The following is a 25,273-nucleotide window of genomic DNA, read 5'->3' as shown; positions in this document are numbered from 1 at the left end:
TTGTAATTTGGTTATAATAGTTTGACTTGATTATTTATAAATTAATTAAATGAAATTTTTTTGTTTATTATTGATAGCTCTTTCTGCTAACACATTTGCAAATACAGATAAGTGGAATGGTACTTATCATTATTATAGTTCAGAAGAACTACCAGGTGGTAATGTTGCGACGATAGAATCTGTTTTAACACTAACACCCAAAAAGTGTGAATATTCTATTACTGGTTTTCAGGTTGATAAATCTTATATATGCAAAGTGAAAGAGAAAAATAACGAGCTATATTTCTTTAAAGTTCAAAGTGGTGAAAAGTTAGGAAAAGTAGTCTTTAAGAAAGGAAAATACTATCTTTATTCTGATGAAGTTTTAGATAGTAAAGACAACTTATTTTTTAAAGATAAATAATAGTTATAAAACTCTTTTTTAAAATATTTCAGACTCTAAAAAAAGCCCAACATAAGTTGGGCTTTTTTTACGTCTCTACAATCCCTTCTAAATCTTCGAGGGTATAGTTCGGCATATCAATAATATGAGTTTGAATACCTTCTTGCACATAATCATTAACATTAGGATATAGCCAGCGAGTAATCTGTTCGGCAACGCTCGAATGATACTGAATTTCAAAGTGATTTAAGCCATAAAATACGGCTTTATGCGAATCTGGAACTTTAAGCTGAAAACGTGGATTAGGATGTTCACCCAGCGCGCTTTTCACACTCACCAAGTAATCACCAATCACAGTAAGCGCTTTATTGCGTACTTTTTCAAACTCGAGTGTTCCTGCCACTAAAAAAGTATTGATATGGGAAGGCAAAGGAGCAGGGGCACGATTATCATCCATCATACCAATTCGGGCATCCATATATTCCCAGTCATCATCACGAACACTACCGTGGCGTAAGTCTAAAATACCGTTACTGCGAATATTAACCAGTTGACCAAGTAAACCTACAAAAGGGAAAGCCCCAAGTTTATCTTGTATGGTAAAACCAAAGCGCTCCAAGACCGCACCATGATGTGGGGAACCAATACACACCAGATTCTCGACCATATGAATCCATTGGTACATATTTTGTTTACCGTAGAACAATGCACTACGAGAAACCAGTCCACCCATACTGTGGCCAATCACATCAATGCTGGTAATTCTTGGATTATTTTTGACGAGATCTTCTAATAAGTTGGAGAAACTGCGTCCATTTGCTGAAATACGTCGACCTGTATTGTAATTTAAATACAGCATGGTGTTATGGTCACGCTGGGCTAATAGACGCTCTCCAATTCCACCGTAATGTGCATTTGACCAAGTCAGATGGTTCATACACAAACCGTGAACCATAATTACAATACGGCCTGCAAGCTCACCTTGCTGTATAGCTCCGTAGTGATCGTATAGCACTATCGGTAGGGCAAGTGGACTATGTTGCTTAAGTAGGTAATCCCCAAAAACACCATTCAAAATTCCCACCAAAAAATGTAGGCTTGGGGTGAGTGGTTTTTCGTGAAGTGTTGGATATTTTTCAATAATGCGACGCAAACCGGGTGCTAAAAAATAACGACCATATTTTTGTAAAGCGCCATAAGAAAATTGATATGCCTTTTGTACAAATGGTCGTTTTTGAAAGTTTTTAGCGTTTTGTGTGCTAATACCAAAAGCATTTTTTAAGACTTCAATATTAATAACTTGTATTAATTCATGTACACCATTTAAGCTGGTACTGAACAGTTGAGCTAAACCTTCTAGTACGTCTGCCTGACTCGGTGGCGTACGATCCCATTTACAATAAGTTTCATGTAGTGGTGTTAAGCTCGGCATATCTTTTCCCCATATACGTTATAACCGACGTTTTAAGCTGTACTTTTTATCAACGGCAGTAAACGTTTCCATCTTAGTAGTTTAAATAACACATTTTTTTAAAATACTGATGAATGGTTAGTTGAGTGGTTTTTCTTGTCTAACAATTGTGCTTTTCTATACAAACTGAGAACAAAATTGTGAAATTAGTCTCAATTTAGAGGGAAATATATGAATATTATCTACCTCCATGGTTTTAATAGTAGCTCTCTTTCGATTAAAGGATTGAGCTTAAGGCAGTATTGTAGCGAATTAGGGATTAATGTGCATTTGCCAAACCTCAATAGATCTCCAGATCAGGTGGTTGAGCAGGTTTCAGAGCTTATTGAAAGTCTGGATGATGTTGCACTTGTAGGTAGTAGTTTAGGTGGTTTTTTTGCGACATACTTTGTCGCGAAATATAATATTCCGGCTGTACTGATTAACCCTGCTATGCAACCATGGAAGTTGTTTGATGAATTATTCCAGGTTGAAAGCATGCCCTATGTGGTGAATGATCAATGGTCGATTGATCATGTTCAGCTACGACAGTTGCAGCAACTTGAACTGAAACAGCCTGAAAATGCCGACAAAATACTCGTCTTGTTGCAACAAGGCGATGAAATTTTGGATTATCGTCAAGCACAACGCTATTATAGTGCTGCAACGCCATCCTCATTGATTTTGACGGATGCTCATGGCAATCATGCTATGGAAGATTTTGAAGAAAAATTACCGTTAGTGATCGAATTCTTTGCGCACACCATCAAATAAGGAAAACGTACAACGTGACACAATATACGGCTCAATCGCTTGAAGTCCTTTCCGGTTTAGACCCTGTTCGTCGTCGTCCAGGGATGTATACCGATACGACTCGACCTAACCATTTAGCTCAGGAAGTTATTGATAATGCTGTTGATGAAGCATTAGCAGGTCATGCCGACAAAATATGTGTCACGGTTTATAAAGATGGTTCATTGTCGGTTGAAGATAACGGCCGTGGTATGCCAGTCGATATTCATCCTGAATATGGCCAATCTGGTATCGAAATCATTCTGACCAAGTTACATGCTGGCGGTAAATTCAGTACCGATAACTACCAGTTTTCTGGTGGTTTACATGGTGTGGGAATTTCAGTTGTAAACGCTTTATCAACGCGTGTTGAGGTCGAAGTACAACGTCAGGGCAACCTCTACCAAATGGCATTTGAGCAAGGGGAGCCAGTTGCGCCTTTAGCCGTGCTAGAGGGTAAGGCACCAAAACGTGCGACAGGTACGACAGTACATTTTTGGCCTGAAACTAAATATTTTGATAGTCCGAAATTTGCTTTAAAAGCCCTTAAACATAATTTAAAAGCCAAAGCTGTTTTAGCAGCAGGCTTAAAAATTATCTATATTGATCAAATTAACGATGAAAAAATTGAATGGCAATTTGAAAATGGCCTCGTCGATTATTTGATGGATGAATTGCAAGACCGTGAAATCTTGCCAAATCCAGCTTTTGTGAGCAGTGGACAAGCCGATCGTGCGGCATGTGAATTTGCAATTTGCTGGAATGTAGAAGGTGGTGAGCAGGTTCAAGAAAGTTACGTAAACCTAATTCCAACTGCACAAGGCGGTACTCATGTGAACGGTTTACGTTCGGGGGTTACCGAAGCGTTACGTGAGTTTTGTGAGCTGCGTAACTTGTTGCCACGTAACCTCAAACTATCTGCAGAAGATGTTTGGGATGGCGTGAACTATATTTTGTCACTCAAATTCCAAGAACCACAGTTTTCAGGTCAAACTAAAGAGCGTCTTTCTAGTCGAGAAGCATCTAATGTTGTTTTAAATATTGCCAAAGATGCTTTTTCACTTTGGCTAAACCAACATGCTGAAATTGCCATGCAATTGGCAGAAATGGCGATTTCTAAAGCGGGTCGTCGTTTAAAAGCCGCGAAAAAGGTTGAGCGTAAAAAGATTGTTTCTGGTCCTGCTTTACCGGGTAAATTGGCTGACTGTGTGGGGCAAACTCGTGAAGACAGTGAACTCTTTATTGTCGAGGGTGACTCGGCAGGTGGTAGTGCCAAGCAAGCACGTGATAAAAACTTTCAGGCCATCATGCCAATTCGTGGAAAAATCTTAAATACTTGGGAAGTTTCTTCAGATGAGGTTTTGGCTTCTCAAGAAGTTCACGATATTGCGATCGCAATTGGGGTAGACCCGGGTAGCGATGATTTATCCGAGTTACGTTATGGCAAAGTTTGTATTTTGGCCGATGCGGACTCAGATGGTTTACACATTGCTACTTTGTTATGTGCGCTATTCGTTAAACACTTTCCGACACTGGTGGAAGAAGGCCATTTGTATGTGGCGATGCCACCATTGTTCCGTATCGACATTGGTAAAGATGTCTTCTACGCCTTAGATGATGATGAGCTCGAAGTCATCTTGAAAAATGTGAAAGGCAATCGTAATCCGCAAATTACCCGATTCAAAGGATTGGGTGAGATGAATGCGATTCAGCTACGTGAAACGACTATGGATCCAAATACTCGTCGTTTAGTGCAGCTCGACCTTGATGATGCTCATTTTACGGCAGGTTTACTCGATAAATTACTTGCCAAAAAACGTTCCGCAGATCGTAAGCAGTGGCTTGAGCAGAAAGGTAATCTAGCCGATATCACCGTTTAAAAGAGAATTAAAAACCCCCGCTTAATAGGCGGGGTTTTTATGTAAACTTAGATTATTGGAACTCACCACAACGATTGCTGCTATCAAACAAAAATAGACAGATCTGTATATTTTATTTTAGACCGTAATTTTTATAGCGCGTGGAAATTGAAAAACATCACAATTCGCTCCGCCTCCAATTCGATCTACCACTGCAAAATCACTCGGTGCTTCAAAGGTAAGCAAAGGATGATGCCATGTACCTGCCCGATAATTTATGCTTTGCTTTCCATTTGAAACAAATGCACATAATTTTGAAATATCGGGAGTACTCTCGTCCAAAGCAGGCGCCACAATAATTAAGAACTTTTGCTGTTGTAATGGAATAAATGCCTGAGAGCCTTTCGGATGACGCTCTAGCATTGAAATTTCCAGAGGTAAAACGCTGGTCTTAATATTACGAAAAATACTAATTCCTGCTTTTGCTTCACCTTCAATTTCTGTTTCAACGAGCGCGTGGTAGCGCTCGGTGTGTGCATCATTAATATGAAAAAAGTCATGCCCGTCACAACAAATGACTTCTCCGAATGGCTGAAAGCTCTCAATGGTTAAGGGCTGAATTTGGACATTATTCATGATCATGACTGGGCAATTTTCCCCCATAAACGTACACGGCTAATGCCGCCATCTGGAATCATGTTGATACGAATATGCGAGATTTTTTCATGCTGTAAAATCTCATTCACATATTCATGAATATGGTCCATTTGCATAGGTTGAGCTTCAAGTAAGTAAGACCAAAACATACTTTGTGGAATTAGCTGTGCATCGGTTGCATTTTCAAGGTAAACCGCCTGAATGGATACTTGGGCAGGGAAATTCCCTTTAAAGTGAGCTGTATCAATTTCAAGCTTATCAATTTTCCCGCCTTTACCCAGAGCAAGAATACACCAGTCATAACCCGGTGCTCGGCGGCGTTTGGTTTCCCATCCATCGCCCATGTTGATGCCACGGCCGGGATTAATCAAATTGCGCGGATGTCCAAAATGGGCATCGCTATAGGCAACTACGCGGCCACCATTTTCGAGGGCTAATAAATCGAGTGTTTGCTCGCTATCAGTCACCTGAATATGAACATCACCATAGACACGTAAACGAGCAATACCACCATCTGGGAAAATATTGAGGCGTATATGAGTGAAAAGTGCATCATTATTGACCATAAAAATATGATGCTGGCTTGGGCCTAGTTCAGTATTTTCTAAAACACTCTCCCATTTTGCTCCTGTAAGGTCACCATTTGGTGCATAACAAGCTTCTAATGATGCAGAAGCGGGATAATTTCCTGTAAAAAAGCTGGTATCGATATCAAGCGCACTGATTTTCCCACTTACACCTAGTTTTACAATGCACCAGTCATAGCCCGCATGACGCTTACGACGCGTTTCCCAACCGTCCATCCATTTGCCGTTGTCATCGAATTTATCTTCAACAAAAACAGGTGCTTCAAATTGCAGCATACGCTTTGCTTCTGCAAAGAAATCATCTGAACACTCAATGACTTGTGCACCAATTCGGGCATCTGCCAAATTGGTTTTCGTATTCAAAATTTCAGGAAGTTCAAAAGCTGGAGCGTGCAGTGTTGCCATAATGGAGTATCCGTATTTCTTGTTAAAAACATGATTTTTCATTTAAAACTGCCCTAACACTGAGCATGTTAAGACGAGTTTTATACTTAAATATATAAGCATGGTGCATGCCAGTTTTGTGGAAAAGCTAAATAAATTTTGAACGATGGCATGTTTTTAGCATAAGCACCCTATAGGTGAATATCTATAGGAGAGTGTTATGAATGTGGTGATTATTGGTGCGGGAATGGGAGGTCTAACCACAGGCATTGCATTAAAGAAATTTGGTCATCAAGTTCGTATTTATGAGCAAACAGAGAAGATTCTTCCTGTGGGTGCTGCAATTTCATTGTGGTCAAATGGCGTAAAATGTCTGAACTATCTGGGATTAACAGAGAAAATCGCCCAACTTGGTGGACAAATGGACGACTTGGCCTACGTGGATGGTTTAACTGGAGACGTGATGACACAATTCAGTTTACTGCCATTAATTGAAGAAGTAGGGCAAAGACCTTATCCGGTTGCACGTGCAGATTTACAAAACATGCTGATGGATGAGTTTGGCCGAGATCAAATTTATTTAGGCAAAAAAATGGTCAGTCTTGATGATAAGGCTGATTATGTTGAGGTTCATTTTGCTGATGGTAGCTCAACGCAGGCCGATTTAGTGATTGGGGCAGATGGCACTCACTCAATTACACGGGCCTATGTGTTGGGCCAGCAAGTACAGCGCCGTTATGCGGGTTATGTGAACTGGAATGGTCTGGTTGAAATATCTGAAGATTTAGCTCCAGCACAGCAATGGACAACTTATGTGGGCGAAGGTAAGCGTGCTTCTCTGATGCCGGTTGCAGATGGGAAATTCTATTTCTTTTTAGATGTGCCTTTGCCAGCAGGTTTAGAAAATAATCGAGATGAATATCAAAAACTTTTAAAACAATATTTTGCTGATTGGTGTTTACCAGTACAGCAGCTCATTGAACGTTTAGACCCGCAAAAGACCAATCGGGTAGAAATACATGATATTGAGCCGTTCACCCAGTTTTATAAAGGTCGCGTGGTGATTTTAGGTGATGCTGCGCACAGCACCACACCTGATATTGGACAAGGTGGCTGCCAAGCCATGGAAGATGCGATTTATTTAGCGCGTTCTTTGCAAATTAATACTTTAGGTGTCGAAGACGCTTTACGTCGCTATCAAAACAAGCGTAATGAACGTGCAAATGAGTTAGTACTTCGTGCGCGTAAACGCTGTGATGTAACCCATATGAAAGATGAAAGCGTTACACAAGCGTGGTATGCAGAATTACGCCGTGAACAAGGTGGACATATTATGCAGGGGATTATTAGTAATATTGTGGGTAATCCACTCGATTAAAACAAAAACAGCAAGGACTTCTCCTTGCTGTTTCAAGCTTCTAAATCATAATTTTAGAAGTGGTATTTAACCAGTGCACTGACGTTGTTTTCGTCTCGTCCTTGGAGGCCAAATTTATTGTTCCATACAGAGTGCTCAATACCTAGGTATAGACGTGTATCAGGAGAAATGTGTTTACCTACATTCCATTTCCATTGTGTTGTCCAGTTCAACTCGCTGGCATGGTCGCCTTCAGCAGTTGACCAGTCAAGGAAACCATCTACCAAGAAATCTTCAGATGCGATTTTAAATGGAATGCCATAAACGAACGTCATTTGATAATCGTCGTCAGTGTTCTCATTATTTGCACGGTAGAAGTTTAAATTCGCATATTGGAAATATGGGATATTTAAGTCGACAGCAAAACCATAAAGGAAATTATCGAAGTTGTTGCCGTCTTCACTATTGCCTTCCCAAGTGGTACTAATTAACACATCTTTGATTGGGCCATACGCCAGTTTTTTACCTGATATTTCACCTAAGCTTAAACGTGGTGATAACTCGAAGTAAGTACTCTTGTGGTCATTTTCACCACGCATACGGTCCATAAAGAAAAATACATCAGCGTATTTAACTTTCGCTGCATATTCCAAAGTAAGGGTGGTTTCTTTGTCATCTACAACTTCATAGTTTTCACCATAAAGTCCAGTCACGCTAAAATCTTGCCAGATTGGTTTTGCCTGAACCATGGCAGTTGCAGATAACAAGGCACAAGTCGCCGCAAGTTGCTTTAATTGCATTTAAATGATCTCCCCCCAAATAAAGCACGCTAAGGATACAGTGTCTTAAGCAAAAATGAAGCCAAATTTGATCAACGGTTAAAAAAAGGCCCACCGAAGTGGGGCGCTAAAAACTAAATCTTTAATGTGTATTTCTGGTATTTATTGTTTGGCTTAAATGAGGGGTACGCGAGCTGCGAAATGTAGGTAAATGATTAAATAATAAATTCAACAAGATAGCAAAGATACAAGTTGAACTAATGCCCGAATGGAACAAAGTTTGTACCCAAATTGGGAAATGAGCATAAAATTCATGGTTAATAATTGGAATCATACCTGCCGATAAAGCGGTCGCGACAATAATTAAATTTTTCTGATCGTTATAATCTATTTTTGCCAAAGTGCGAATTCCACTTGCTGCAACCGATCCAAATAAGACCAAACCTGCACCACCAAGTACGGGCATTGGAATCGCTGCAATCAAACGACCCATAATAGGGAGTAGACCCAAAATAATCAGAATCACACCGCCTGCTGCTACTACGAAGCGGCTTTTTATACCTGTAATCGCAACCAGTCCAACATTTTGGGCAAAAGCACTTTGCATAAACGAACCAAAGATAGGCGCAAAAGCACTTGAAAACATATCCGCACGTACACCATTGGCGATACGTTTAGCATCTACTTCAGTTCCTACAATGTCTCCGACAGCAATAATATCGGCTGTGGTTTCCGTCATAATGACTAAAGTCACAATCAACATCGACAAGATTGCGCTGAGCTCGAAAGTCGGTAAGCCAAATGCAAATAAGTGTGGAAATTGCAGCCATGCGCCTGAGCTTACCTGACTAAAATCACCAAAACCCATGAAGTAGGCCAGTATGGTACCTGCAACAATGGCTAATAAAATTGATAAACGACGAATGTTGGCTTGCGGCAGAATATTTAAAACAATCACAATGCCTAAGGTTAGTAAGGCCAAAGAGATATTTTCTACACTTCCCCAGTCGGGTGCTTTATTGTTACCACCCATCATCCAGCGAACTGCGACGGGTAACAGAGATAAACCAATAATTGTGATGACGCATCCCGTTACAACAGGCGGGAAAAAACGAATAATTTTAGAAAAATAAGGCGCAAGACATAGGCCAATCAGAGATGCGGCAATGACCGCACCGTATACAGCAGGTAAGCCACCGCCCGTGGTAATAATGGCAACCATGGTTGCAACACCTGCAAAAGACACGCCCTGAACTAAAGGTAATTTTGCACCTAGATATTTGGTCCCAATTGTTTGAATCAGTGTTGCCAATCCACCTACAAATAGGGCCGCTGCAATTAGCATTCCGACTTGTGCTGAGCTTAATCCAGCCGCTGTTCCAATAATAAGGGGCGGTGCAACAATGCCACCATACATGGTAAGCACGTGCTGTAACCCATAAGCAAAACTTTTGGATATTCCTAAATATTCATGCTCTGGAGAAATCGCATTCTTTTGCCGATGATTCATATTTTTCTCCTCGTTATATTTGAGTTAGCTACCGCGATAAGTGGAGTAAGCAAACGGGCTAATCAGTAAGGGAATATGGTAATGCTGATTAATGTCTTCTATAAAAAATTGAATGCATACACGCGGGAAAAAAGTTTTGACTTTTAGTGATGAAAAATAAGAGGCGATTTCGAACTCAAGTTGATAAGCACCCTCTGCAAACTCTTTTATTCCAAAATCACTCACACGCCCATCTTGGTTCGTGGTTGCGGTTGCAATCAGCTCATGGGTTTCTGCATGAAACAACTTCACTTCTACGTGTGCAGCTGGTTTGCCTAAATTCGTATCTAAAATATGAGTGCTGATCATGCTTGTATTTCCTGAGATAGACGTAATAGAGCAATCGCAGCGAGTTGCTCATGTACAATTATTTTTTCGATAGCTAAGTCATGTTGTAAACGTTCATGTAGCTTTTTTAAAATCTCATCGCTACTGAGGCCCGCTGCTTTAATTAAAAAAATAAAGCCAAACTTTTGTTCATAATCAAGATTGCCTTGCAGCAGAGTTTGCTGCGTTTGTTCATCTAAAGAAATGCCGGCTTGTTCTTGATTCGAAAAATGTTGCTCTTTTGTATTGAGTTGCTTTTTTGCCTGCCGTTCACCAATTTTTGGGTGAGTTGCTAAAGCTGCTTGAATCTCTTGCCATGACCACATTTGACTTAAATTTTCTGCATATTCCAAAAGAGATGTTTTTGTTGAATAGGGGCGTTCTGAGATGATTTTTTCGGCCCATGTTGGAATGTGGACACAGTTTTTTAACAAAGTCTTGAGTTGTTCGGGTGGGGCTTGATTAAACTCGGCTAAAAACACTGTTATTCCTAAACTCATTGTGGTGATATAGAGTTTTAGCAATAACAGTGCCAATAGCTGTTAATCAACAGTTTAAGAATTTAAAAATTTAAAAATCAATTATTCAGTTATGTGATTTTTATACCAATGTTCAGCGATATCCTGACGACGGCATACCCAGACACGATCGTGCATTTGAATGTAGTCGAGAAACTTTTGTAAGGCTTTAAAACGACCCGGATGCCCTAAAATACGGCAATGCATTCCAATTGACATCATTTTTGGTGCAGTTTCACCTTCTGCGTACAGCACATCAAAACTATCTTTTAAATATTGAAAAAACTGTTCTGAATTATTAAATCCACCCGGTGAACAGAACTTCATGTCGTTACATTCTAAAGTATAAGGAATAATTAAATGGGGTCGGGATGCACCCGCAGCATCGGTAAGTGTGGTCCAAAAAGGCAGGTCATCACCATAATAATCAGAGTCATATTGTATTTGTGGGAACTCTGCAAGTAACTGACGAGTATTGGGGCTGTCACGTCCGGTGTACCAACCTATCACTTTATTTTCAAAAAAGTTTTCTAAAACAGATAGGGCCTGTTCCATGTGCTGTTTTTCTAATTCAATATCGGTATCTTGATAGTGAAGCCAGCGGTAGCCATGAGACACTACATCATAATCAGCTTGCTTAATGGCTTCCACAATATAAGGATTGCGGGCAAGCGCCATTGCAACTCCAAAAATGGTCATTGGAAGCTTGCGCTTTTGGAATTCACTATGAATGCGCCAAAATCCAGCACGTGAACCATATTCGTACATAGAGTCCATCGACATGTGTTTAGCAGGGTAGCTTGCAGCGCCAATAATCTCTGATAAAAACTGTTCCGAACCCTCATCGCCGTGCTCAATATGTTTTTCGCCACCTTCTTCATAATTAAGCACAAATTGCACAGCAACCTTGGCATTATTAGGCCATTTAACCTGTGGAGGCTGTCCGTGATAACCGATTAAATCACGTGAATAAGGAGACTTCTGAATTTGCTCAATGAGCTCGGCGCCAGATAGATAAGATTCGGTCACGATTGCTCTCCTTTTGTTCAATTTTTCATAAATATTTAAAAAATCAGCTTGCATATTTTTATAGATGGACTGATATTGAAGATATGAAGATCTTCAAAATAAATTAAAAGCAGTACGTTTAAGTCAGGAGATAACAAACCATTACACCATCAAAATGTACAATTGAAGTCAGTTCATGCATGCTTAAAACATGCCAACATAAAAAAGTTTTGCATAGAAAAGATCCACAGTAAGAAAGAGAGGATGGTATTTATGAATATAGAAATCCGCACAGATAAAAACATCCATAATAGCGAACGTTTAATTACTTATGTACGTGCAGAACTTACTCAAGAATTCCAACGTCATAGCGAACGTATTACGCATTTCTCGGTTCATTTTAGTGATGAAAATGGGGACAAAAGTGGTGACAAAGATATCCACTGTATGATTGAAGCACGTCCTTCAGGTTTGAAACCAGTTGCAGTGCATCATAAAGCAGGAAATATTGATGCTTCAATTCATGGTGCAATTGAAAAATTAAAACGTAGCCTCGAACATACTTTTGAGAAAAAAGAACACCCGAGAGGTGGGCAACCAGAATTCATTGATGATGAAGTTTAATTGAAAACGGTAAAAAGCCCTTCGGGGCTTTTTTTATATCTGATGAAAATAAAACTATTCACAACATTAGGTTTGCAATGCAATGCAATCAACCTCTAAAATCTGGAGAAGAGATTAGGCATAATAGCCCTAATATATTTTTGAGAGATGGTCATGTTAACCACCCAGCAGCAAGCTTTAATTAAAGCCATAGAAGAATTAGAACTCGCGCAAGTGCAAAAATTACTTGCTGAAGGACTTGATCCGAACTTTATTGATCCGGAACAGGGGCCACCTGTATCAATTATCTGTGACGGAATTTTTAAATGGTGGGAAAATGTATCGGAAGCTTATGAAGCAGGTACACCATTATCAAAAGAAGAAAAGCAACAAGCGTTGCAAGTTTACCTCGATATTCTTGAAGCTTTGATTCAGGCCAAAGCCAATGTACATCTTTGGGATGCAGAAGAGTTTTACGGTCCATTATGGGATGCTGCAAGCTCGGCATGTGCTCCAGCTGTTCAACGTTTACTCGATGAAAAAGTTGATCCAAACTCACGTGATGAAGAAGGACTCACTATTTTATCTTCAATCAGTCAGTTGTTCTTTGATTGTGATTTTGATGAAATAGATTGGTCAGAATCACTTGAAGAAGAGCGCGAAACATTAGAATTATTGCGCCGTCACGGGGCAAAGATGTCAAAAGAATTAACTACTTGATTGGATATTAAAATGAAAATAGTACAAATTTTAACTTTTGCCCTCACCACTGTTGCTGCAGGAAGTACTTTTGCCGCAGAGTTCTCGTTTGACCGCCCAGGGGCAGGAATGGGGACGGGTATTACCCCTGTAGGCAATTTGGCTTGGGAGCAAGGTTTACCAAGCGTAACTTATACTGAAGCAACTGTTGATGGTGTTAAAGAAAAGACCGTAACCTTAAATCAAGATATGTTGTTCCGTACAGGTTTAGGTCGTGACTTAGAATTACAGTTAGGATGGCAGGGTCCAGCGTGGACTCAAACTAAACGTGCTGGCAAAAAAAATGATACTTCGGGCTTTGGTGACGTAAGCATCGGTTTAAAAAAAGCGATTGATTTAAAAGATGACAGATTGTCTATGGCAGTGTTGGCTGAGGCGATCATTGCAACCGGAAATGATGAATTTACGGCACATGACGACATTTATAGCCTTACCTCTGCAGTAGCTTATCAATATAGCGATTTAGTAGGTACTTCAATTACCATGCGCTATGAAGTGCAAAATAGTGATTGGGCAGTGACAGCAGTACCAACCATTGACTATAAAATCGCAGGTAAGCTCTCAGGTTATTCAGAGTTCATTTACCGTAAAGCTGAAAGCCAAGACTATGAATATGGTCTAGGTACAGGTCTAGTTTATGCGGTAAATAATCGTACCCAGCTTGATGCAAGCATAGGCGTCGATTTAAATGGTCAAGATAAGAGCTACAACGGTGGCTTAGGCGTGTCATTCTTGTTCTAATCGAAGCAATTTAAATTTATGTTAATGAAAAAGCTTATTCATCAGGGAATTCTTTATTTTCTAGCAGTTGCTGTTTGTGTGTTTAGCCAGTTGGTTTCTGCGCAAGACAAGTTGCTGTCACCCGAACAAGCTTTTTCATTTTCGGTTGAATCTTCTGAACCGCATACTGCAAGTTTATCTTGGCAGATTCAGCCAAATTACTATCTATATCAGCATAAATTTACCGTACAACAAGGTACTCAACCTTTAGCTTTAAAGTTACCTAAAGCTGTTGCTCAATATGATGAAAATTATGGGCAAAGTCAGGTTTACTACAATCAAGTTAATTTTCAAATTAAGACAAAGCCCTCAGAACACTACAGTGTGACTTGGCAGGGTTGTGCCAAAGACCGTATTTGCTACCCACCTCAAACAATTGAGTTTCAAACTGATGCCGATGGTTTGGTCGGTGTGCAAAACCAAGCAGGAATCGCACCAAAACGATTACTAGATTTAGCAAATACACAAGCAGACGCTTCTTCAGAAACTCTAGAAAAAGAGCAGGGCACAGCACAGGCAGCTGATACAACTACTCCGCAAGTTGCGCAAGATCAGATTTGGTCAGCTAAACTGATCGAACACTCTCTTTGGTATGGGATTTTATTATTTTTAGGTTTAGGCATGCTGCTCGCATTTACACCATGTTCTTTACCGATGCTTCCTATTTTAACTTCGTTGATTATTCGAGAGCATAAAGGTTTAAAAGCTTGGGTTATTGCGCTTACCTTTGTGTGTAGTATGGCATTGGTTTATGCAGGTTTAGGTTTAATTGCTTCTTCAGCAGGCTTAAATTTCCAACGCTGGCTACAACAGCCTGCTACTTTAATTGCTTTTAGTTTGCTGTTTATTGTATTTGCTCTGAATCTATTTGGCTTGTTTGAGCTTCGTTTGCCGCAAACATGGTTAAATCGACTTGACCGCATTCAGTCGATGCAACAAGGCGGCACTTTGGTCGGTGCTGGAGTCATGGGTGTGGTTTCTGCGCTCTTGGTGGGTCCTTGTATGACTGCACCACTTGCTGGAACTTTATTATTTATTTCTCAAACACAAAATCAATGGCAAGGGGCTTTGCTTTTATTCTGCCTAGGTTTTGGAATGGGAATTCCTTTATTACTCGCGAGCATATTGGGGGCAAAATTTTTACCTAAAGCTGGCGACTGGATGCATCAGATTAAAGTGATTTTTGCTTTCCTGATGTTGGGTTTAAGCCTTTACTTTATTCGTCCTTTATTGCCTGATTGGGGCATGCAAGTACTTAGTCTAGGATTAGGACTCGCTTTTATAGTTTATGCTGTTTATCAGTTTTTCTGGAAAAAAGGGCAGCTACAATGGCTCTATGCGATTTTATTATTAATCGTTACACCTTTTGTAGCCTATAACCAATATCAACATATTCATAATCGAAATTTGCAAAGTTCTGATCACATGGCTGAGTGGCATGTTGCGGCTAGCGCGGCAGACTTCCAAAAGATTTTAGCGGCTGCTCCAGCTGATCGGGCTATTGTGATTGATGTCTATGCAGACTGGTGTGTTGCTTGCCAACCTATTGAGCACCGTATTTTAAAAGCACCCGAGGTTCTATCTGCTCTTGCGCCATATTATTTAATTAAGCTTGATTTGAGCCATTATGATCAGTCGCATGAAGCTCTACTCAAACAATGGAATATTTTAGGGCCACCGACCTATTTATTCTTAAGCCCAGAGCAAAAAGAAATTCGTGCGTTGCGTTTAACTGGTGCCTTTAGCCAAAAAGAACTTTTACAACAACTTGCGAGTTTGGCAAAACAAAAAGAATCATAGCGTATTAACAGCCTCAGTCTGATGAAATGTACGTACCTGATTACGTCCTGAGGCTTTTACGGCATAAAGCGCTTGGTCTGCCTGCCGAATAACAAGATAAGGGTCTTGTGCAAATGCTGAACTACTTATTCCAAAACTCGCACTAATATGAATAGGATTATTTTGCGTGCTAAAAACTGGCAGTTCTTCTAGAGCATGGCGGCAGCGCTCAGCAATTTTTTCTGCCTGAATAATATCGGTATGGGGGAGCAATAAAATAAACTCCTCTCCACCAAATCGACCAATAATATCTTCACTACGCACGTTGTTTGATAGACATTGGGCAATTTCAATTAAAACCTGATCGCCTTGATGATGCCCGTAAATATCATTAATTTTTTTAAAGTGATCAATATCCAGAAGTACGACCGCATAATCAAATTGCTGTTGGTGTAGTGACTCTAAATGCGTGTTTAAACTACGTCTATTTAATACGTTGGTTAATGGGTCGAGCTGGCTTAGGCGTTGAATATAAGTTTCCCGTTGGCGCCATTGGGTGAGTAATATCTCAAATAAAATAAAACAGGCTAATAAAATCGGCATAATAAAAAATGCCATACTTCCTAACCAAAAGGGGTTGGTTTGAGCACGTTGCATAGCAATAAGATTGAATAACGGCGCATAAGGCAAAGTACCTTTCATACTCAAATAAGTACATACGGTTAAAATAACGGTCGCAGGCACGAGGGCGCTATAAACAATTTTTCTATCAAATAACACCAAACCCACACCAATGGTGCCGACATAACCCACCATGGTTGCAGGGCTAATACTGCCAATTAAATATCCATCGTGACATAGCATGAGTGCAAAGAATTGCACGCTAATAAACGGAATAATTTTTTGTGCCCACTCATGATTTTTGTAGCGATAGCAGGGAATAATCAATGAAGCTAATAAAAATAAGGTAAATAGATTTAACCAGATTTGCGATTCAACTAAAGGTAAATGTGCCCATTGCCAGACACTTGGTGTAATTAAAATATAGCCTTTCCATAAAATCCAACTGAAATTCATTGCACAGGCAAGTGTGAGCATGAGGGCGCTTTTTTGTAATGGCGTCCAGTTAATGATGTGATTATTGTGGATGAAATCGATTATCACCTGTTTTGTTCTATGTATTGGATGAGTGATTAAACGACTTTTCATAATAAGTAAGGGCTCCTAAATATAGATGCCTCTTTGTTGGACCATCCTAAAATTGAATTATCTAAATAATTTATTTTTTAAACATAACATGATTTTCAATTTATACATGATGACTTTTTATAAAGAAAATAATGTGAAAAGTTTTATTCACTGTTCACATCATTCATAGATAAATTAAGTTTTATCGAGTTCATGGGCAAATTCAGCAATATCTGCCAACGCTTGTTTTGCCTCATCAAACCATGCATTAAACATCTGGAAGTTATGCCACATACCTGTATAAAGTTTGAATTGAACTTTAACACCAGCATCTTCGGCTTTTTCTCTAAAACGCTTGGCATCGTCTAATAATATTTCTTTAGAACCTACTTGAACCAAAGTCGGCGGTAGGCCATGCAAGTCATCGAAAATAGGCGAAACACGTGGGTCATCTGCTGCAATCTGATTGCCAATATAATGTTGGATCCCTGTTTGCAGGGCTTCCAGCGAAAGCAGGGCATCATGTTTCTGGTTAAATCTTAAAGATTCGCTTGTCAGCGTTAAATCTAAAAAAGGCGACAATAAAATCAGACCACTCGGCATGAGCTCAGGTTGTTCTTTTAAGCGTAAACAAAGTGCTAATGCTAAATTGGCTCCGCATGAATCGCCCGATAAAATAATATCTTTTGGCTGAACACCTTGTACTACTAAAGATTGATAGATGTCATATAGAGCTTCGGTTGCCTCAGGGTAGGGATGTTCTGGTGCAAGCGGATAATCCACATGAATAACTTGCATTTGGGTACGAGCAGCTAAATCCGTCATAAAAGCATGGTGTGTTTTGACACTGCCAAGAAAAAAAGCACCACCGTGAATATGAAAAATCAGTTGAGTAGAATGATCTTGCGGTTTGATTTCTTCACCTTTAATGCCTGCCAGCCGAATTGGGCGAACAGAGACATTTTTTTGTCGTGGAAAAGCACGACACATTTGGTCTAAAACAGGACGTAAGGCAGTAGGCGGTAAATTTAGCTGACTTGGCTTGCGAATTGTTGTTTTTAGAAAAGTTTCTGTAAAGTAATATTTCCAAACATTTGATATATTCATAGAGCATCCATTTTTATGCTAGTTTCTTGTTTTCTTGTAAATTTTATTTTGCAAGATTACAAGGTTACACGAAACAGTCACATTCAAAAATTGCAATATCTTTGCGACTTCTGAATACTAAAATCTTGAAAGACCCAAGGATATTACAAAAATGAAAAAGATTGCTTTAGCTTTAGGACTCATTGGTATGGCTGCATTTGCCAATGCGGCTGATACACTCAATGGAACGGTATGGAAAACAATTGATGATCAGACCAATAAGCCAAAAGCCGTAGTTAAATTTACGGAACAGAAGGATGGAACCTTAACTGCAACCATTCAAAACATTTTGACACCGGGCGAAGAAAACGCTTGTACAAAATGTGAAGGTCCGTACAAAAACAAACCACTTAAAGGTGTCACCATTGTACATAATTTAAAAAATGTAGGTGGCAACAGTTATGAAAACGGTACGATTTTAGATCCTAAATCTGGCAAAACTTACAAATTGAAAGGTGAGTTAACAGATGGCGGTAAGAAGCTTAAATTGCGTGGATATATTGGCGTTTCTGCACTTGGTCGTAACCAAACATGGATTCGCGCTAACTAAAAGTTTTAATAAAAAACGAGCCAAATGGCTCGTTTTTTTATGCTTGGATATTTTGATAGGTTGCTTCATCAAAACCGACGATAAAACCTTGGGAGGTTTGTAAAACTGGTCTTTTAATTAAACTTGGTTGAGCAATAAGTGCTTCAATAAGATGGTCTTCACTGCTTAATGCACGTGTTTGTTCTTCTTCTGATAGCTTACGCCAAGTGGTTCCTTTTTTGTTTAGAACCGTGTCTTGCCCAATTTCTTTTAACCAGATTTTTAGGGTATCTGCATCAATCCCTTGTTTTTTATAATCATGAAAATCATAGTTAAGCTCTTTAGCTTGCAAGGCATCAAATGCTTTTTTCATTGAATTACAGTTTTTGATTCCATAAATTTTTAACATTTTATCGGTCCATGTCAAAAAGAGAGAGCACACAGCCTACCCCAAAAAGCATTTGAGAACTACTTTATACAGATACTTTTAAAACAAATGAAAAATTATGATTAATCGAAAGACAAATGTCATGTTATTGTCATAAGACAAGGCGATAATGAGCTTAATAAGAAGAAGTTAAAACTAAAAGAACTTAGCGCAAAAAATAAGAGATTGAAAAGAGAAAACCCGCATTTAATCATCCTGATCATGCGGGTCTCATTTCAACGTCCAATGTCACATCCTTGCAAATAAACTTATCATAAGTTTATTTTATCTTCCTACGGCGTCCTATCCTTTTGCGTCATCCTGACTGCTTCCCTGTGCCGTGGGGCTATAATGCCGTTAAAGCTGTGTAAGAAAAATACTCAAAAACGACATATGCTGTAAGCGAAAACGACAAGGTAAGTGAACAACTGTTCACTTATTCTTGAATTTTATAGTCGATGATAACGGGTGCATGGTCACTAAACCATTGATCTTTAAAGACCCATGCATTGGTTGTACGTGCTTTCCAGTCTGGTGAACAGGCTTGATAGTCAATACGCCATCCTACATTTTTTGCACGAGCTTGACCGCGATTTGACCACCATGAATAAAGTTCTGCTTCTGCTCGAACTACACGGAATGTATCAACATAACCAAGTTCATCATAAATATGGTCAAGCCAAGCACGTTCATGCGGTAAACAGCCAGATGATTTTTGATTACCTGACCAGTTTTTAATATCAATTCGTTTATGAACAATGTTGTAGTCACCACAAATGATGACTGACTTATTTTCATCACGCCATTGCTTCAAGATTTTTGCGTATTCACCTAAAAATAAATCTTTACGTGCTTGCGCTTCTTCACCACTTGAGCCTGAAGGTAAGTATAATGACGCAATATGTACCGGATGTGACAAACCTAAATCGAATTCAGCAGAAATAAAGCGACCTTGACTGTCAGCCAGTTCAAACCCTAAACCATCTTTAACAGAGACAAAGGGTAAGCGGCTATATATGGCAGTTCCTGCATAACCTGCACGCTCTGCTGGAAATAGATGGGTATGCCATCCTTCGGGTCTAAATTTTTCAGTCCATTGTTCATGGGTAATGCGGCTTTCCTGCATGCATACGACATCGGCATCTGATTGTTCTAACCATTCAAGTAAGCCTTTCGTCACCGAAGAACGCAAGCCATTTACGTTAATGGAAACGACTCGAAGAATTTTTACATCACTTGGATACTGATCCTTTGGTATCATGCGAAAATTTAACCTCAATTGTGAATTTGGAGCACCTCATGACAACGCCTGTGTCATTTAACCCGCAAGCATTTATCGAACTCGCATTATCACGCGGTGTGCTTAAATTTGGTGAGTTTACTTTAAAATCTGGACGCGTGAGTCCTTATTTTTTTAATGCAGGCCTACTCAACGATGGTGAAGCTTTATCTCTTTTAGCACAAGGCTATGCCGATAAATTAACACAATGCCAAAATGTTGATGTTATTTTTGGGCCAGCTTACAAAGGCATTCCGTTTGTAGCAGCGACTGCTGTTGCCTTGTCGCAAGTACATAACAAAAGTGTGCCATGGGGCTTTAACCGTAAAGAAGCGAAAGATCATGGCGAAGGCGGTGTTTTAGTTGGTGCTGCGGTTGAAGGTAAAAAAGTCTGGATTATTGATGACGTGATTACCGCAGGTACAGCGATTCGTGAAGTCGTAACGATTTTGAAAAATGCTGGTGCAACTATCGCTGGTGTTTTAGTTGCGCTAGATCGTCAAGAACGTGGTCAAGGTGAGCTTTCAGCAATTCAAGAAGTTCAAAAAGAATTAGAAATTCCTGTGCACGCGCTGATCACCATGAAAGATTTAATGGATTATTTAGATGCGAAAGGCGAAAAAGAAGCGCTAGCAAATATGCAAGCTTATCGCGAGAAATACGGTATTTAATTTTCCATAATATAAAAGGAAGGGGCACTTGAGCTCTCCTTCCTTTTATGGCTAATGATTTTTTATGTAGTTCAGAACACATGCCATTTCTAGAATTCTATTTGCAATAGAGTTAGGGATAGCTGGTACTTCTTTTGGAAATTCTACTTCTTGTATTGAAAATATTTCAGAATTCGTAATTGAATAAGTGGCTTCGGACAACAACATCATTTTTTTATTTTTGCAGTCAAATTGCCATAAATCTAAAGAATTTAAATTTCCCTGATCGATTGGTGTAGTTTTAACTGGAGCTATTACAACGGAATCTGAAATAGATTTAATTAGTTGATAACTCAAATAATGAATTCTTGTATCATCTCTAGCATAACTGATCCATCCTTTGTTGAGGTTGTCTTTAATACTATTTTGCTCTTGTTTTGATAAGTCTTGATATGTATCAATTGAAAGAGTAATGATTTTTGCTTCTGTTGATAGCGATAAAAAAAATAATAAAAAAGTTAAAATAAACTGTTTATTCATATTGTTGATTTAATTGGTATGTTTAATGAGAAGAGTATAATCTAAAAATTAAATATTTTATTTATTGAAGATAAAAATCTTGTCTCTTTTATTATTAAAAAGAAAAAGGCATACCTCTAAATAGAGGGATGCCAATTTAATATTTTTACTTAGAACTGATAATTTAAACGCAATAACACATTACGTGGTGTGCCTGGCATGCTGTCTGAGCGCCAGTATTCTTTATTGGTTAGGTTATTTACTGCAAGTGTGACATTCCACGGGTCTGCACTATAGCCAACCGCAGCATCGACGCGATTAAAGCCTTCCATTTTTACTTGATTATTAATATTTGGATAATAAGAGCCCACATAGGTTACGCCCACCTCGGTATACCACTGTTCAGTTGGTAAATAACGAACAAATAAATTACCCGTGTTTTTAGATGTGTTTGCTAAATAGTTACCTTCTTGTTCAGGTTTTTGCTTGTCTTCTTTTACTTTGGCATCGGTGTAACCATAACCACCGCGAACAAAGACATTATCAAGCACACGGCCAATAAAGCTAAATTCGAGACCACGAGATTGATGCTGACCAGCAGTTGCCCATACCTCTGGTTCACTGTCAGGATTTGGTTTATAGCGGATATTATTTTTACGAATATCAAAGACCGAAAATTGAGTATTTAAACGACTATCTAACCATTCGCTTTTTACCCCAACTTCATATTGCTCATTATATTGAGGCTCTTTGTCCATTTTTTCGACATCGGTGCTTCCAGTGACTTGGTTAACACCCATTTGCCCACCGAATGGCGCAAAGCTTTTAGAGTATGAGGTGTAAAAACTATGTTCAGGAAGCGGTTGCCATACCAAACCAACATTTGGGCTAACAGTACTGTCTTTTACATTGCGACGTGCATTAGTGAGTTTGTTGGTGGTTGAAAAGTCGAAGTAATCGTAGCGGACACCCATCATCAGTTTAAGTTGGTCATTTAGACCAATTAAATCCTGAATGAATACACCATAAGTTGTGCCTTCATTGTAGTTATGCTGACTAATTAAGAGTGGGCCATTGCCACGACTTGATTCTCGTTCACCTGTGAATGGATTGACGTAACCATAAATGGCTGAACCATTTTGAGTCTCATTGGCTAGACGTGGTTCTCGTTGTTCATAGGTCCAGTCTGTACCTATCATGATTTGATGTTCAAGCGAGCCTGTTTTGAACTTGCCCTTAATATCAAATGTATTGGTGGTGGTTTTATTGCTGGTTTGCTGCCAGTAGTAAATTTGGTCGATGTAGCCTTTTTTTGTACAAGTTTCATTCTTTGAATTCTTTCCATCTAACCCACAATAAGTTCCAAAGTAAAAATGGTCAAAGTTCTGTTCTGCTTGTCGGTAACTTGCTGCCCAGTGAAAGTTCCAATCAGGTGCATATTCATAATTCACATCGGTACGCACAACTTGCAAAATATCATCAACATAATCTCCGTCTTGCGCAAATCCTGTTTTGATAGAGGTTCCCGTAGGCAGAATGTCATGTGATGGTCCGCGATCGGGTACACGGCCTAATTTGTCATACGTATATTGTGTGGTCCAAGTAAGCGTTCCATCGTCATTTTTATAAGTAAAACTTGGTGAAAACATCTCAATTTTATTTTCAATACCAGAGCGGAAGCTACCTGATTCACCATATTCTCCGGTCAAACGTATTGCTAAATTATCATTAATGACTTGATTGATGTCAGCCGTTGTTCCGTAGTTGTCATATGAACCTGCATAAGCACCAACTGAACTTTTGGAGTCAAAATTGGCGAACTTACTCACCATATTCACAACCCCACCACCAGCGCTACGACCATATAAAACAGAAGCGGGGCCTTTTAAAATTTCAATACGCTCGATATTGGCAGTACTACGACGTACTTGACCACTTTCACGTATACCATCACGGTAAATATCGCCTGTATCAGCACCAAAACCACGAATGGTAATGCCATCACCACGCATATCGTAATTGGTAGATACCCCTGGGGTACCTTGCAGCATAACGCTTAAATCATTTGATCCATAAATTTTATATTTCTGAACATCAATGGTATCAACGGTTTGAGGGATATCTTTTTTATCTAAGCCATTACGTGTGACATTGGCTTTGTCATAATCGATATAGCTTTTGATTGGATCGAGTTCACTCATCGCCTCAATTTTTATGGTGGGCATGGTCGCTGCAACTTTCGAGGATGAGTTACTAGAGTCTTCAGCGTATACACCTTGGATATTCAAGATCATTAAACTGAGTAAGCTGAGCGGGAAAAGACGCTTAATTGGGGGAGATGATATAGAAATTCTTAACATAAAGATAAAATCAGTTAACAAAAATAAAAGTATAAATAATAATTATAATCATTTAATTGTTTAGAATAAAAGAACTATTGCCTTAAAAAATGACATATTTATTTTTTAATAACTATTTTTTTAGGAATGTAATGAGTAAATTAAGCAAACTATGTGAATTAACTCATTAGTTTTTCTTGTTAATTGAGTTTTGGAGAGGGGGCTTTTAACAATAAAAACTCCCCCTGAGGATTAAGCATTATTTTTGAGAACATCTAAAATATCCATTTCTGGATCATAATTCTCGTCAATTGTTTTGCAAATTGCTTGCCCCACAATGACATGCGTGCCATTAAAGGTCATGGTTGGTGCTTCATATAATTCCCAGCCATGATTCAGTGCTTTAGTTACTCGTGCACAAAAAGCAGAGTCATCAGGGCCGGTTAAATAGCGATAAAGTTTCATCTTTAGCCTTTAAAAATAATATTTTATGGTCATAGTTTAACTGAATTTACTTGAGTTCTAGTTAAAGGAATAACAGATAACGATTTACTGAAATTAAGAAAAACGAGTGAAAAATCTCAGCTATACTCATGCTAATTTAAATTTTATGAAGAGCTTGAGCATGCGTGTACTTGTCGTCATGGATCCGATTGAAACCGTAAATCTTAAAAAGGATTCAACCATGGCAATGTTGTGGGCGGCGAGCCGTCGTGGACATGAATTGGGTTATGCATTACAACAAGATTTATATATCGATCAAGGTAAGGCTTACGGTCTAATCTCGCCATTAAAAGTATTTGAAGATTACAATCATTATTACGAATTGGGCGAAAAGAAAAAAGAATCTATCGCGGCTTACGATGTGGTATTGATGCGTAAAGATCCACCGTTTGATATGAATTTTGTCTATACGACTTACGTGCTTGAGCAAGCTGAACGCGAAGGTTCATGGATTATCAATAAGCCTCAGTCATTGCGTGATTGCAATGAAAAGCTATTTGCAACGCAGTTCCCAGAGCTGCAAGTACCTACACTTGTGACATCTCAGCAAAGTTTAATTCGTGAATTTCTTAAAGAACATGGCGATGTCATTGTGAAACCACTTGATGGCATGGGCGGTACGGGAATTTTCCGCTTATATCAAGATGGTGTAAACATTGGTTCAACGTTGGAAATGCTGACAGAGTTAGGTACTCGTCCAATTATGGCTCAACGTTATATTCCTGAGATTGTAGAAGGGGATAAGCGTATTTTGATGGTAAATGGTGAACCTATTCCTTATTGCCTAGCTCGTATTCCCCAAAACGGTGAAGTGCGTGGTAATTTGGCGGCAGGTGGCTTAGGTCAAGCGCGTCCGCTTACTGAAAATGATAAGCTGATCGCAGCTAAAATTGGTCCTTTCTTGCGTGAAAAAGGTTTGATTTTTGTTGGCTTAGACGTGATTGGTAATTATGTCACTGAAATTAATGTCACCAGCCCAACATGTATTCGTGAAATTGATGCTCAATTTGGTACATCAATTGCCGATAATCTGTTTGATGTATTAGAAGCTGGTCGTACGGCTTAATTATTTATTTCAGGTGATTTTCAGCGGTATTTATGGGAAATCACCTGAAAATATAT

The 25,273-nt window shown here is 39.1% G+C and carries 26 protein-coding genes; 11 read left to right on the top strand and 15 right to left on the bottom strand.

The window, feature by feature from the left end; all coding sequences use genetic code 11:
* The first annotated feature begins 49 nt into the window (after positions 1–49).
* Positions 50–403, top strand: coding sequence for a DUF5991 domain-containing protein (locus RMB13_RS03270; protein WP_311084397.1), 354 nt, complete (start codon positions 50–52; stop codon positions 401–403).
* A 67-nt stretch (positions 404–470) separates the two neighbouring features.
* Here the strand turns inward: RMB13_RS03270 and RMB13_RS03265 are convergent, their stop codons facing one another.
* The gene (locus tag RMB13_RS03265; protein ID WP_092708521.1) at positions 471–1,814 is read right to left on the bottom strand and encodes an alpha/beta hydrolase; all 1,344 of its coding nucleotides are present in this window, start codon (positions 1,812–1,814) and stop codon (positions 471–473) included.
* A gap of 210 nt (positions 1,815–2,024) precedes the next feature.
* Between RMB13_RS03265 and RMB13_RS03260 the strand changes: the two genes are divergently transcribed.
* On the top strand, positions 2,025–2,606 hold the full coding sequence (locus RMB13_RS03260; protein WP_003654140.1) for a YqiA/YcfP family alpha/beta fold hydrolase: 582 nt from the start codon (positions 2,025–2,027) through the stop codon (positions 2,604–2,606).
* A 14-nt stretch (positions 2,607–2,620) separates the two neighbouring features.
* Positions 2,621–4,504 carry a DNA topoisomerase IV subunit B gene (gene parE, locus RMB13_RS03255; protein WP_231764407.1) on the top strand — a complete coding sequence of 628 codons (1,884 nt, stop codon included), beginning with the start codon at positions 2,621–2,623 and terminating at the stop codon, positions 4,502–4,504.
* Positions 4,505–4,621: 117 nt separating this feature from the next.
* On the opposite strand, the gene RMB13_RS03250 is transcribed toward parE, so the two are convergent.
* Together RMB13_RS03250 and alc are read right to left on the bottom strand one after the other, a co-directional pair.
* Positions 4,622–5,125 carry an ureidoglycolate lyase gene (locus RMB13_RS03250; RefSeq protein ID WP_311084396.1) on the bottom strand — a complete coding sequence of 168 codons (504 nt, stop codon included), beginning with the start codon at positions 5,123–5,125 and terminating at the stop codon, positions 4,622–4,624.
* A complete protein-coding gene (gene alc, locus RMB13_RS03245; protein WP_311084395.1) occupies positions 5,122–6,132 on the bottom strand; it encodes an allantoicase in 1,011 nt (336 codons plus the stop codon). Before alc ends, RMB13_RS03250 begins: the two co-directional genes overlap by 4 nt.
* Before the next feature lie 199 nt (positions 6,133–6,331).
* On the opposite strand from alc, the gene hpxO reads away from it, so the two are divergent.
* Complete coding sequence (hpxO, locus tag RMB13_RS03240) at positions 6,332–7,489, top strand: FAD-dependent urate hydroxylase HpxO (protein ID WP_311084394.1); 1,158 nt, start codon at positions 6,332–6,334, stop codon at positions 7,487–7,489.
* A gap of 53 nt (positions 7,490–7,542) precedes the next feature.
* Here hpxO and RMB13_RS03235 read toward each other — a convergent pair whose 3' ends face one another.
* From RMB13_RS03235 to puuE, 5 genes are all read right to left on the bottom strand, one after another.
* The gene (locus RMB13_RS03235; protein ID WP_004640025.1) at positions 7,543–8,268 is read right to left on the bottom strand and encodes an outer membrane protein OmpK; all 726 of its coding nucleotides are present in this window, start codon (positions 8,266–8,268) and stop codon (positions 7,543–7,545) included.
* A gap of 121 nt (positions 8,269–8,389) precedes the next feature.
* Positions 8,390–9,757, bottom strand: coding sequence for a nucleobase:cation symporter-2 family protein (locus tag RMB13_RS03230; RefSeq protein ID WP_311084393.1), 1,368 nt, complete (start codon positions 9,755–9,757; stop codon positions 8,390–8,392).
* Between the two features lie 24 nt (positions 9,758–9,781).
* A complete protein-coding gene (gene uraH, locus RMB13_RS03225; protein WP_005037985.1) occupies positions 9,782–10,105 on the bottom strand; it encodes a hydroxyisourate hydrolase in 324 nt (107 codons plus the stop codon).
* Positions 10,102–10,605 carry a 2-oxo-4-hydroxy-4-carboxy-5-ureidoimidazoline decarboxylase gene (gene uraD, locus RMB13_RS03220; protein ID WP_311084392.1) on the bottom strand — a complete coding sequence of 168 codons (504 nt, stop codon included), beginning with the start codon at positions 10,603–10,605 and terminating at the stop codon, positions 10,102–10,104. The genes uraH and uraD overlap by 4 nt, the downstream gene beginning before the upstream one ends.
* A 99-nt stretch (positions 10,606–10,704) precedes the next feature.
* Complete coding sequence (puuE, locus tag RMB13_RS03215; RefSeq protein WP_311084391.1) at positions 10,705–11,670, bottom strand: allantoinase PuuE; 966 nt, start codon at positions 11,668–11,670, stop codon at positions 10,705–10,707.
* 252 nt (positions 11,671–11,922) lie between these two features.
* Here puuE and RMB13_RS03210 point away from each other — a divergent pair, with 252 nt between their 5' ends.
* The 4 genes from RMB13_RS03210 (at position 11,923) to dsbD (ending at position 15,591) form a co-directional block, all read left to right on the top strand.
* Positions 11,923–12,273: an HPF/RaiA family ribosome-associated protein gene (locus RMB13_RS03210; protein WP_004640014.1), complete on the top strand. Its 351-nt coding sequence runs from the start codon at positions 11,923–11,925 to the stop codon at positions 12,271–12,273.
* Positions 12,274–12,426: 153 nt separating this feature from the next.
* Positions 12,427–12,972 carry an ankyrin repeat domain-containing protein gene (locus RMB13_RS03205; RefSeq protein ID WP_017388947.1) on the top strand — a complete coding sequence of 182 codons (546 nt, stop codon included), beginning with the start codon at positions 12,427–12,429 and terminating at the stop codon, positions 12,970–12,972.
* Positions 12,973–12,984: 12 nt separating this feature from the next.
* Positions 12,985–13,752, top strand: coding sequence for a transporter (locus tag RMB13_RS03200; RefSeq protein WP_311084390.1), 768 nt, complete (start codon positions 12,985–12,987; stop codon positions 13,750–13,752).
* An 18-nt stretch (positions 13,753–13,770) separates the two neighbouring features.
* Positions 13,771–15,591: a protein-disulfide reductase DsbD gene (gene dsbD, locus RMB13_RS03195; RefSeq protein WP_311084389.1), complete on the top strand. Its 1,821-nt coding sequence runs from the start codon at positions 13,771–13,773 to the stop codon at positions 15,589–15,591.
* Here dsbD and RMB13_RS03190 read toward each other — a convergent pair.
* A complete protein-coding gene (locus tag RMB13_RS03190) occupies positions 15,586–16,779 on the bottom strand; it encodes a GGDEF domain-containing protein (protein ID WP_155120921.1) in 1,194 nt (397 codons plus the stop codon). The genes dsbD and RMB13_RS03190 overlap by 6 nt on opposite strands.
* A gap of 174 nt (positions 16,780–16,953) precedes the next feature.
* Complete coding sequence (locus tag RMB13_RS03185; protein WP_017391051.1) at positions 16,954–17,865, bottom strand: alpha/beta hydrolase; 912 nt, start codon at positions 17,863–17,865, stop codon at positions 16,954–16,956.
* 151 nt (positions 17,866–18,016) lie between these two features.
* Here RMB13_RS03185 and RMB13_RS03180 point away from each other — a divergent pair, with 151 nt between their 5' ends.
* Complete coding sequence (locus RMB13_RS03180; protein WP_003654111.1) at positions 18,017–18,454, top strand: DUF2147 domain-containing protein; 438 nt, start codon at positions 18,017–18,019, stop codon at positions 18,452–18,454.
* Between the two features lie 37 nt (positions 18,455–18,491).
* Here the strand turns inward: RMB13_RS03180 and RMB13_RS03175 are convergent, their stop codons facing one another.
* Positions 18,492–18,842 (bottom strand): arsenate reductase, encoded by a 351-nt coding sequence (locus tag RMB13_RS03175; protein ID WP_017391050.1) that lies wholly within the window; start codon positions 18,840–18,842, stop codon positions 18,492–18,494.
* A gap of 454 nt (positions 18,843–19,296) precedes the next feature.
* A complete protein-coding gene (locus tag RMB13_RS03170) occupies positions 19,297–20,121 on the bottom strand; it encodes an exodeoxyribonuclease III (RefSeq protein WP_005038000.1) in 825 nt (274 codons plus the stop codon).
* A 38-nt stretch (positions 20,122–20,159) separates the two neighbouring features.
* On the opposite strand from RMB13_RS03170, the gene pyrE reads away from it, so the two are divergent.
* Positions 20,160–20,810 (top strand): orotate phosphoribosyltransferase, encoded by a 651-nt coding sequence (gene pyrE / locus RMB13_RS03165; RefSeq protein ID WP_004639998.1) that lies wholly within the window; start codon positions 20,160–20,162, stop codon positions 20,808–20,810.
* Positions 20,811–20,861: 51 nt separating this feature from the next.
* On the opposite strand, the gene RMB13_RS03160 is transcribed toward pyrE, so the two are convergent.
* The 3 genes from RMB13_RS03160 to RMB13_RS03150 form a co-directional block, all read right to left on the bottom strand.
* Positions 20,862–21,329 (bottom strand): surface-adhesin E family protein, encoded by a 468-nt coding sequence (locus RMB13_RS03160; protein ID WP_132070615.1) that lies wholly within the window; start codon positions 21,327–21,329, stop codon positions 20,862–20,864.
* A gap of 149 nt (positions 21,330–21,478) precedes the next feature.
* Positions 21,479–23,668 carry a TonB-dependent receptor gene (locus RMB13_RS03155; RefSeq protein ID WP_311084388.1) on the bottom strand — a complete coding sequence of 730 codons (2,190 nt, stop codon included), beginning with the start codon at positions 23,666–23,668 and terminating at the stop codon, positions 21,479–21,481.
* Between the two features lie 231 nt (positions 23,669–23,899).
* Entirely contained in the window at positions 23,900–24,112 is a 213-nt protein-coding gene (locus tag RMB13_RS03150) for a DUF1737 domain-containing protein (protein WP_002122004.1), read from the bottom strand.
* A gap of 160 nt (positions 24,113–24,272) precedes the next feature.
* Between RMB13_RS03150 and gshB the strand changes: the two genes are divergently transcribed.
* On the top strand, positions 24,273–25,217 hold the full coding sequence (gene gshB / locus RMB13_RS03145; protein ID WP_005038008.1) for a glutathione synthase: 945 nt from the start codon (positions 24,273–24,275) through the stop codon (positions 25,215–25,217).
* Positions 25,218–25,273 lie beyond the last annotated feature (56 nt).

Source organism: Acinetobacter sp. V102_4, assembly GCF_031799005.1.
Classification (GTDB): Bacteria; Pseudomonadota; Gammaproteobacteria; order Pseudomonadales; family Moraxellaceae; genus Acinetobacter; species Acinetobacter calcoaceticus.
Note: the sequence above shows the minus strand (reverse complement) of the source record. Positions and strands in the feature narration are given on the sequence as shown.

What these genes read in the sequence shown, in the direction of transcription:
- alc (WP_311084395.1), bottom strand. Translation starts at nt 6,132, where the DNA reads ATGGCAACACTGCACGCTCCAGCTTTTGAACTTCCTGAAATTTTGAAT.
- RMB13_RS03175 (WP_017391050.1), bottom strand. Translation starts at nt 18,842, where the DNA reads ATGTTAAAAATTTATGGAATCAAAAACTGTAATTCAATGAAAAAAGCA.
- RMB13_RS03160 (WP_132070615.1), bottom strand. Translation starts at nt 21,329, where the DNA reads ATGAATAAACAGTTTATTTTAACTTTTTTATTATTTTTTTTATCGCTA.
- hpxO (WP_311084394.1), top strand. Translation starts at nt 6,332, where the DNA reads ATGAATGTGGTGATTATTGGTGCGGGAATGGGAGGTCTAACCACAGGC.
- RMB13_RS03205 (WP_017388947.1), top strand. Translation starts at nt 12,427, where the DNA reads ATGTTAACCACCCAGCAGCAAGCTTTAATTAAAGCCATAGAAGAATTA.
- RMB13_RS03190 (WP_155120921.1), bottom strand. Translation starts at nt 16,779, where the DNA reads ATGAAAAGTCGTTTAATCACTCATCCAATACATAGAACAAAACAGGTG.
- dsbD (WP_311084389.1), top strand. Translation starts at nt 13,771, where the DNA reads ATGTTAATGAAAAAGCTTATTCATCAGGGAATTCTTTATTTTCTAGCA.
- RMB13_RS03235 (WP_004640025.1), bottom strand. Translation starts at nt 8,268, where the DNA reads ATGCAATTAAAGCAACTTGCGGCGACTTGTGCCTTGTTATCTGCAACT.
- RMB13_RS03170 (WP_005038000.1), bottom strand. Translation starts at nt 20,121, where the DNA reads ATGATACCAAAGGATCAGTATCCAAGTGATGTAAAAATTCTTCGAGTC.
- RMB13_RS03150 (WP_002122004.1), bottom strand. Translation starts at nt 24,112, where the DNA reads ATGAAACTTTATCGCTATTTAACCGGCCCTGATGACTCTGCTTTTTGT.
- RMB13_RS03155 (WP_311084388.1), bottom strand. Translation starts at nt 23,668, where the DNA reads ATGTTAAGAATTTCTATATCATCTCCCCCAATTAAGCGTCTTTTCCCG.
- pyrE (WP_004639998.1), top strand. Translation starts at nt 20,160, where the DNA reads ATGACAACGCCTGTGTCATTTAACCCGCAAGCATTTATCGAACTCGCA.
- RMB13_RS03260 (WP_003654140.1), top strand. Translation starts at nt 2,025, where the DNA reads ATGAATATTATCTACCTCCATGGTTTTAATAGTAGCTCTCTTTCGATT.
- RMB13_RS03265 (WP_092708521.1), bottom strand. Translation starts at nt 1,814, where the DNA reads ATGCCGAGCTTAACACCACTACATGAAACTTATTGTAAATGGGATCGT.
- RMB13_RS03180 (WP_003654111.1), top strand. Translation starts at nt 18,017, where the DNA reads ATGAAAAAGATTGCTTTAGCTTTAGGACTCATTGGTATGGCTGCATTT.
- RMB13_RS03185 (WP_017391051.1), bottom strand. Translation starts at nt 17,865, where the DNA reads ATGAATATATCAAATGTTTGGAAATATTACTTTACAGAAACTTTTCTA.
- RMB13_RS03230 (WP_311084393.1), bottom strand. Translation starts at nt 9,757, where the DNA reads ATGAATCATCGGCAAAAGAATGCGATTTCTCCAGAGCATGAATATTTA.
- RMB13_RS03210 (WP_004640014.1), top strand. Translation starts at nt 11,923, where the DNA reads ATGAATATAGAAATCCGCACAGATAAAAACATCCATAATAGCGAACGT.
- gshB (WP_005038008.1), top strand. Translation starts at nt 24,273, where the DNA reads ATGCGTGTACTTGTCGTCATGGATCCGATTGAAACCGTAAATCTTAAA.
- uraH (WP_005037985.1), bottom strand. Translation starts at nt 10,105, where the DNA reads ATGATCAGCACTCATATTTTAGATACGAATTTAGGCAAACCAGCTGCA.
- RMB13_RS03250 (WP_311084396.1), bottom strand. Translation starts at nt 5,125, where the DNA reads ATGATCATGAATAATGTCCAAATTCAGCCCTTAACCATTGAGAGCTTT.
- RMB13_RS03270 (WP_311084397.1), top strand. Translation starts at nt 50, where the DNA reads ATGAAATTTTTTTGTTTATTATTGATAGCTCTTTCTGCTAACACATTT.
- RMB13_RS03200 (WP_311084390.1), top strand. Translation starts at nt 12,985, where the DNA reads ATGAAAATAGTACAAATTTTAACTTTTGCCCTCACCACTGTTGCTGCA.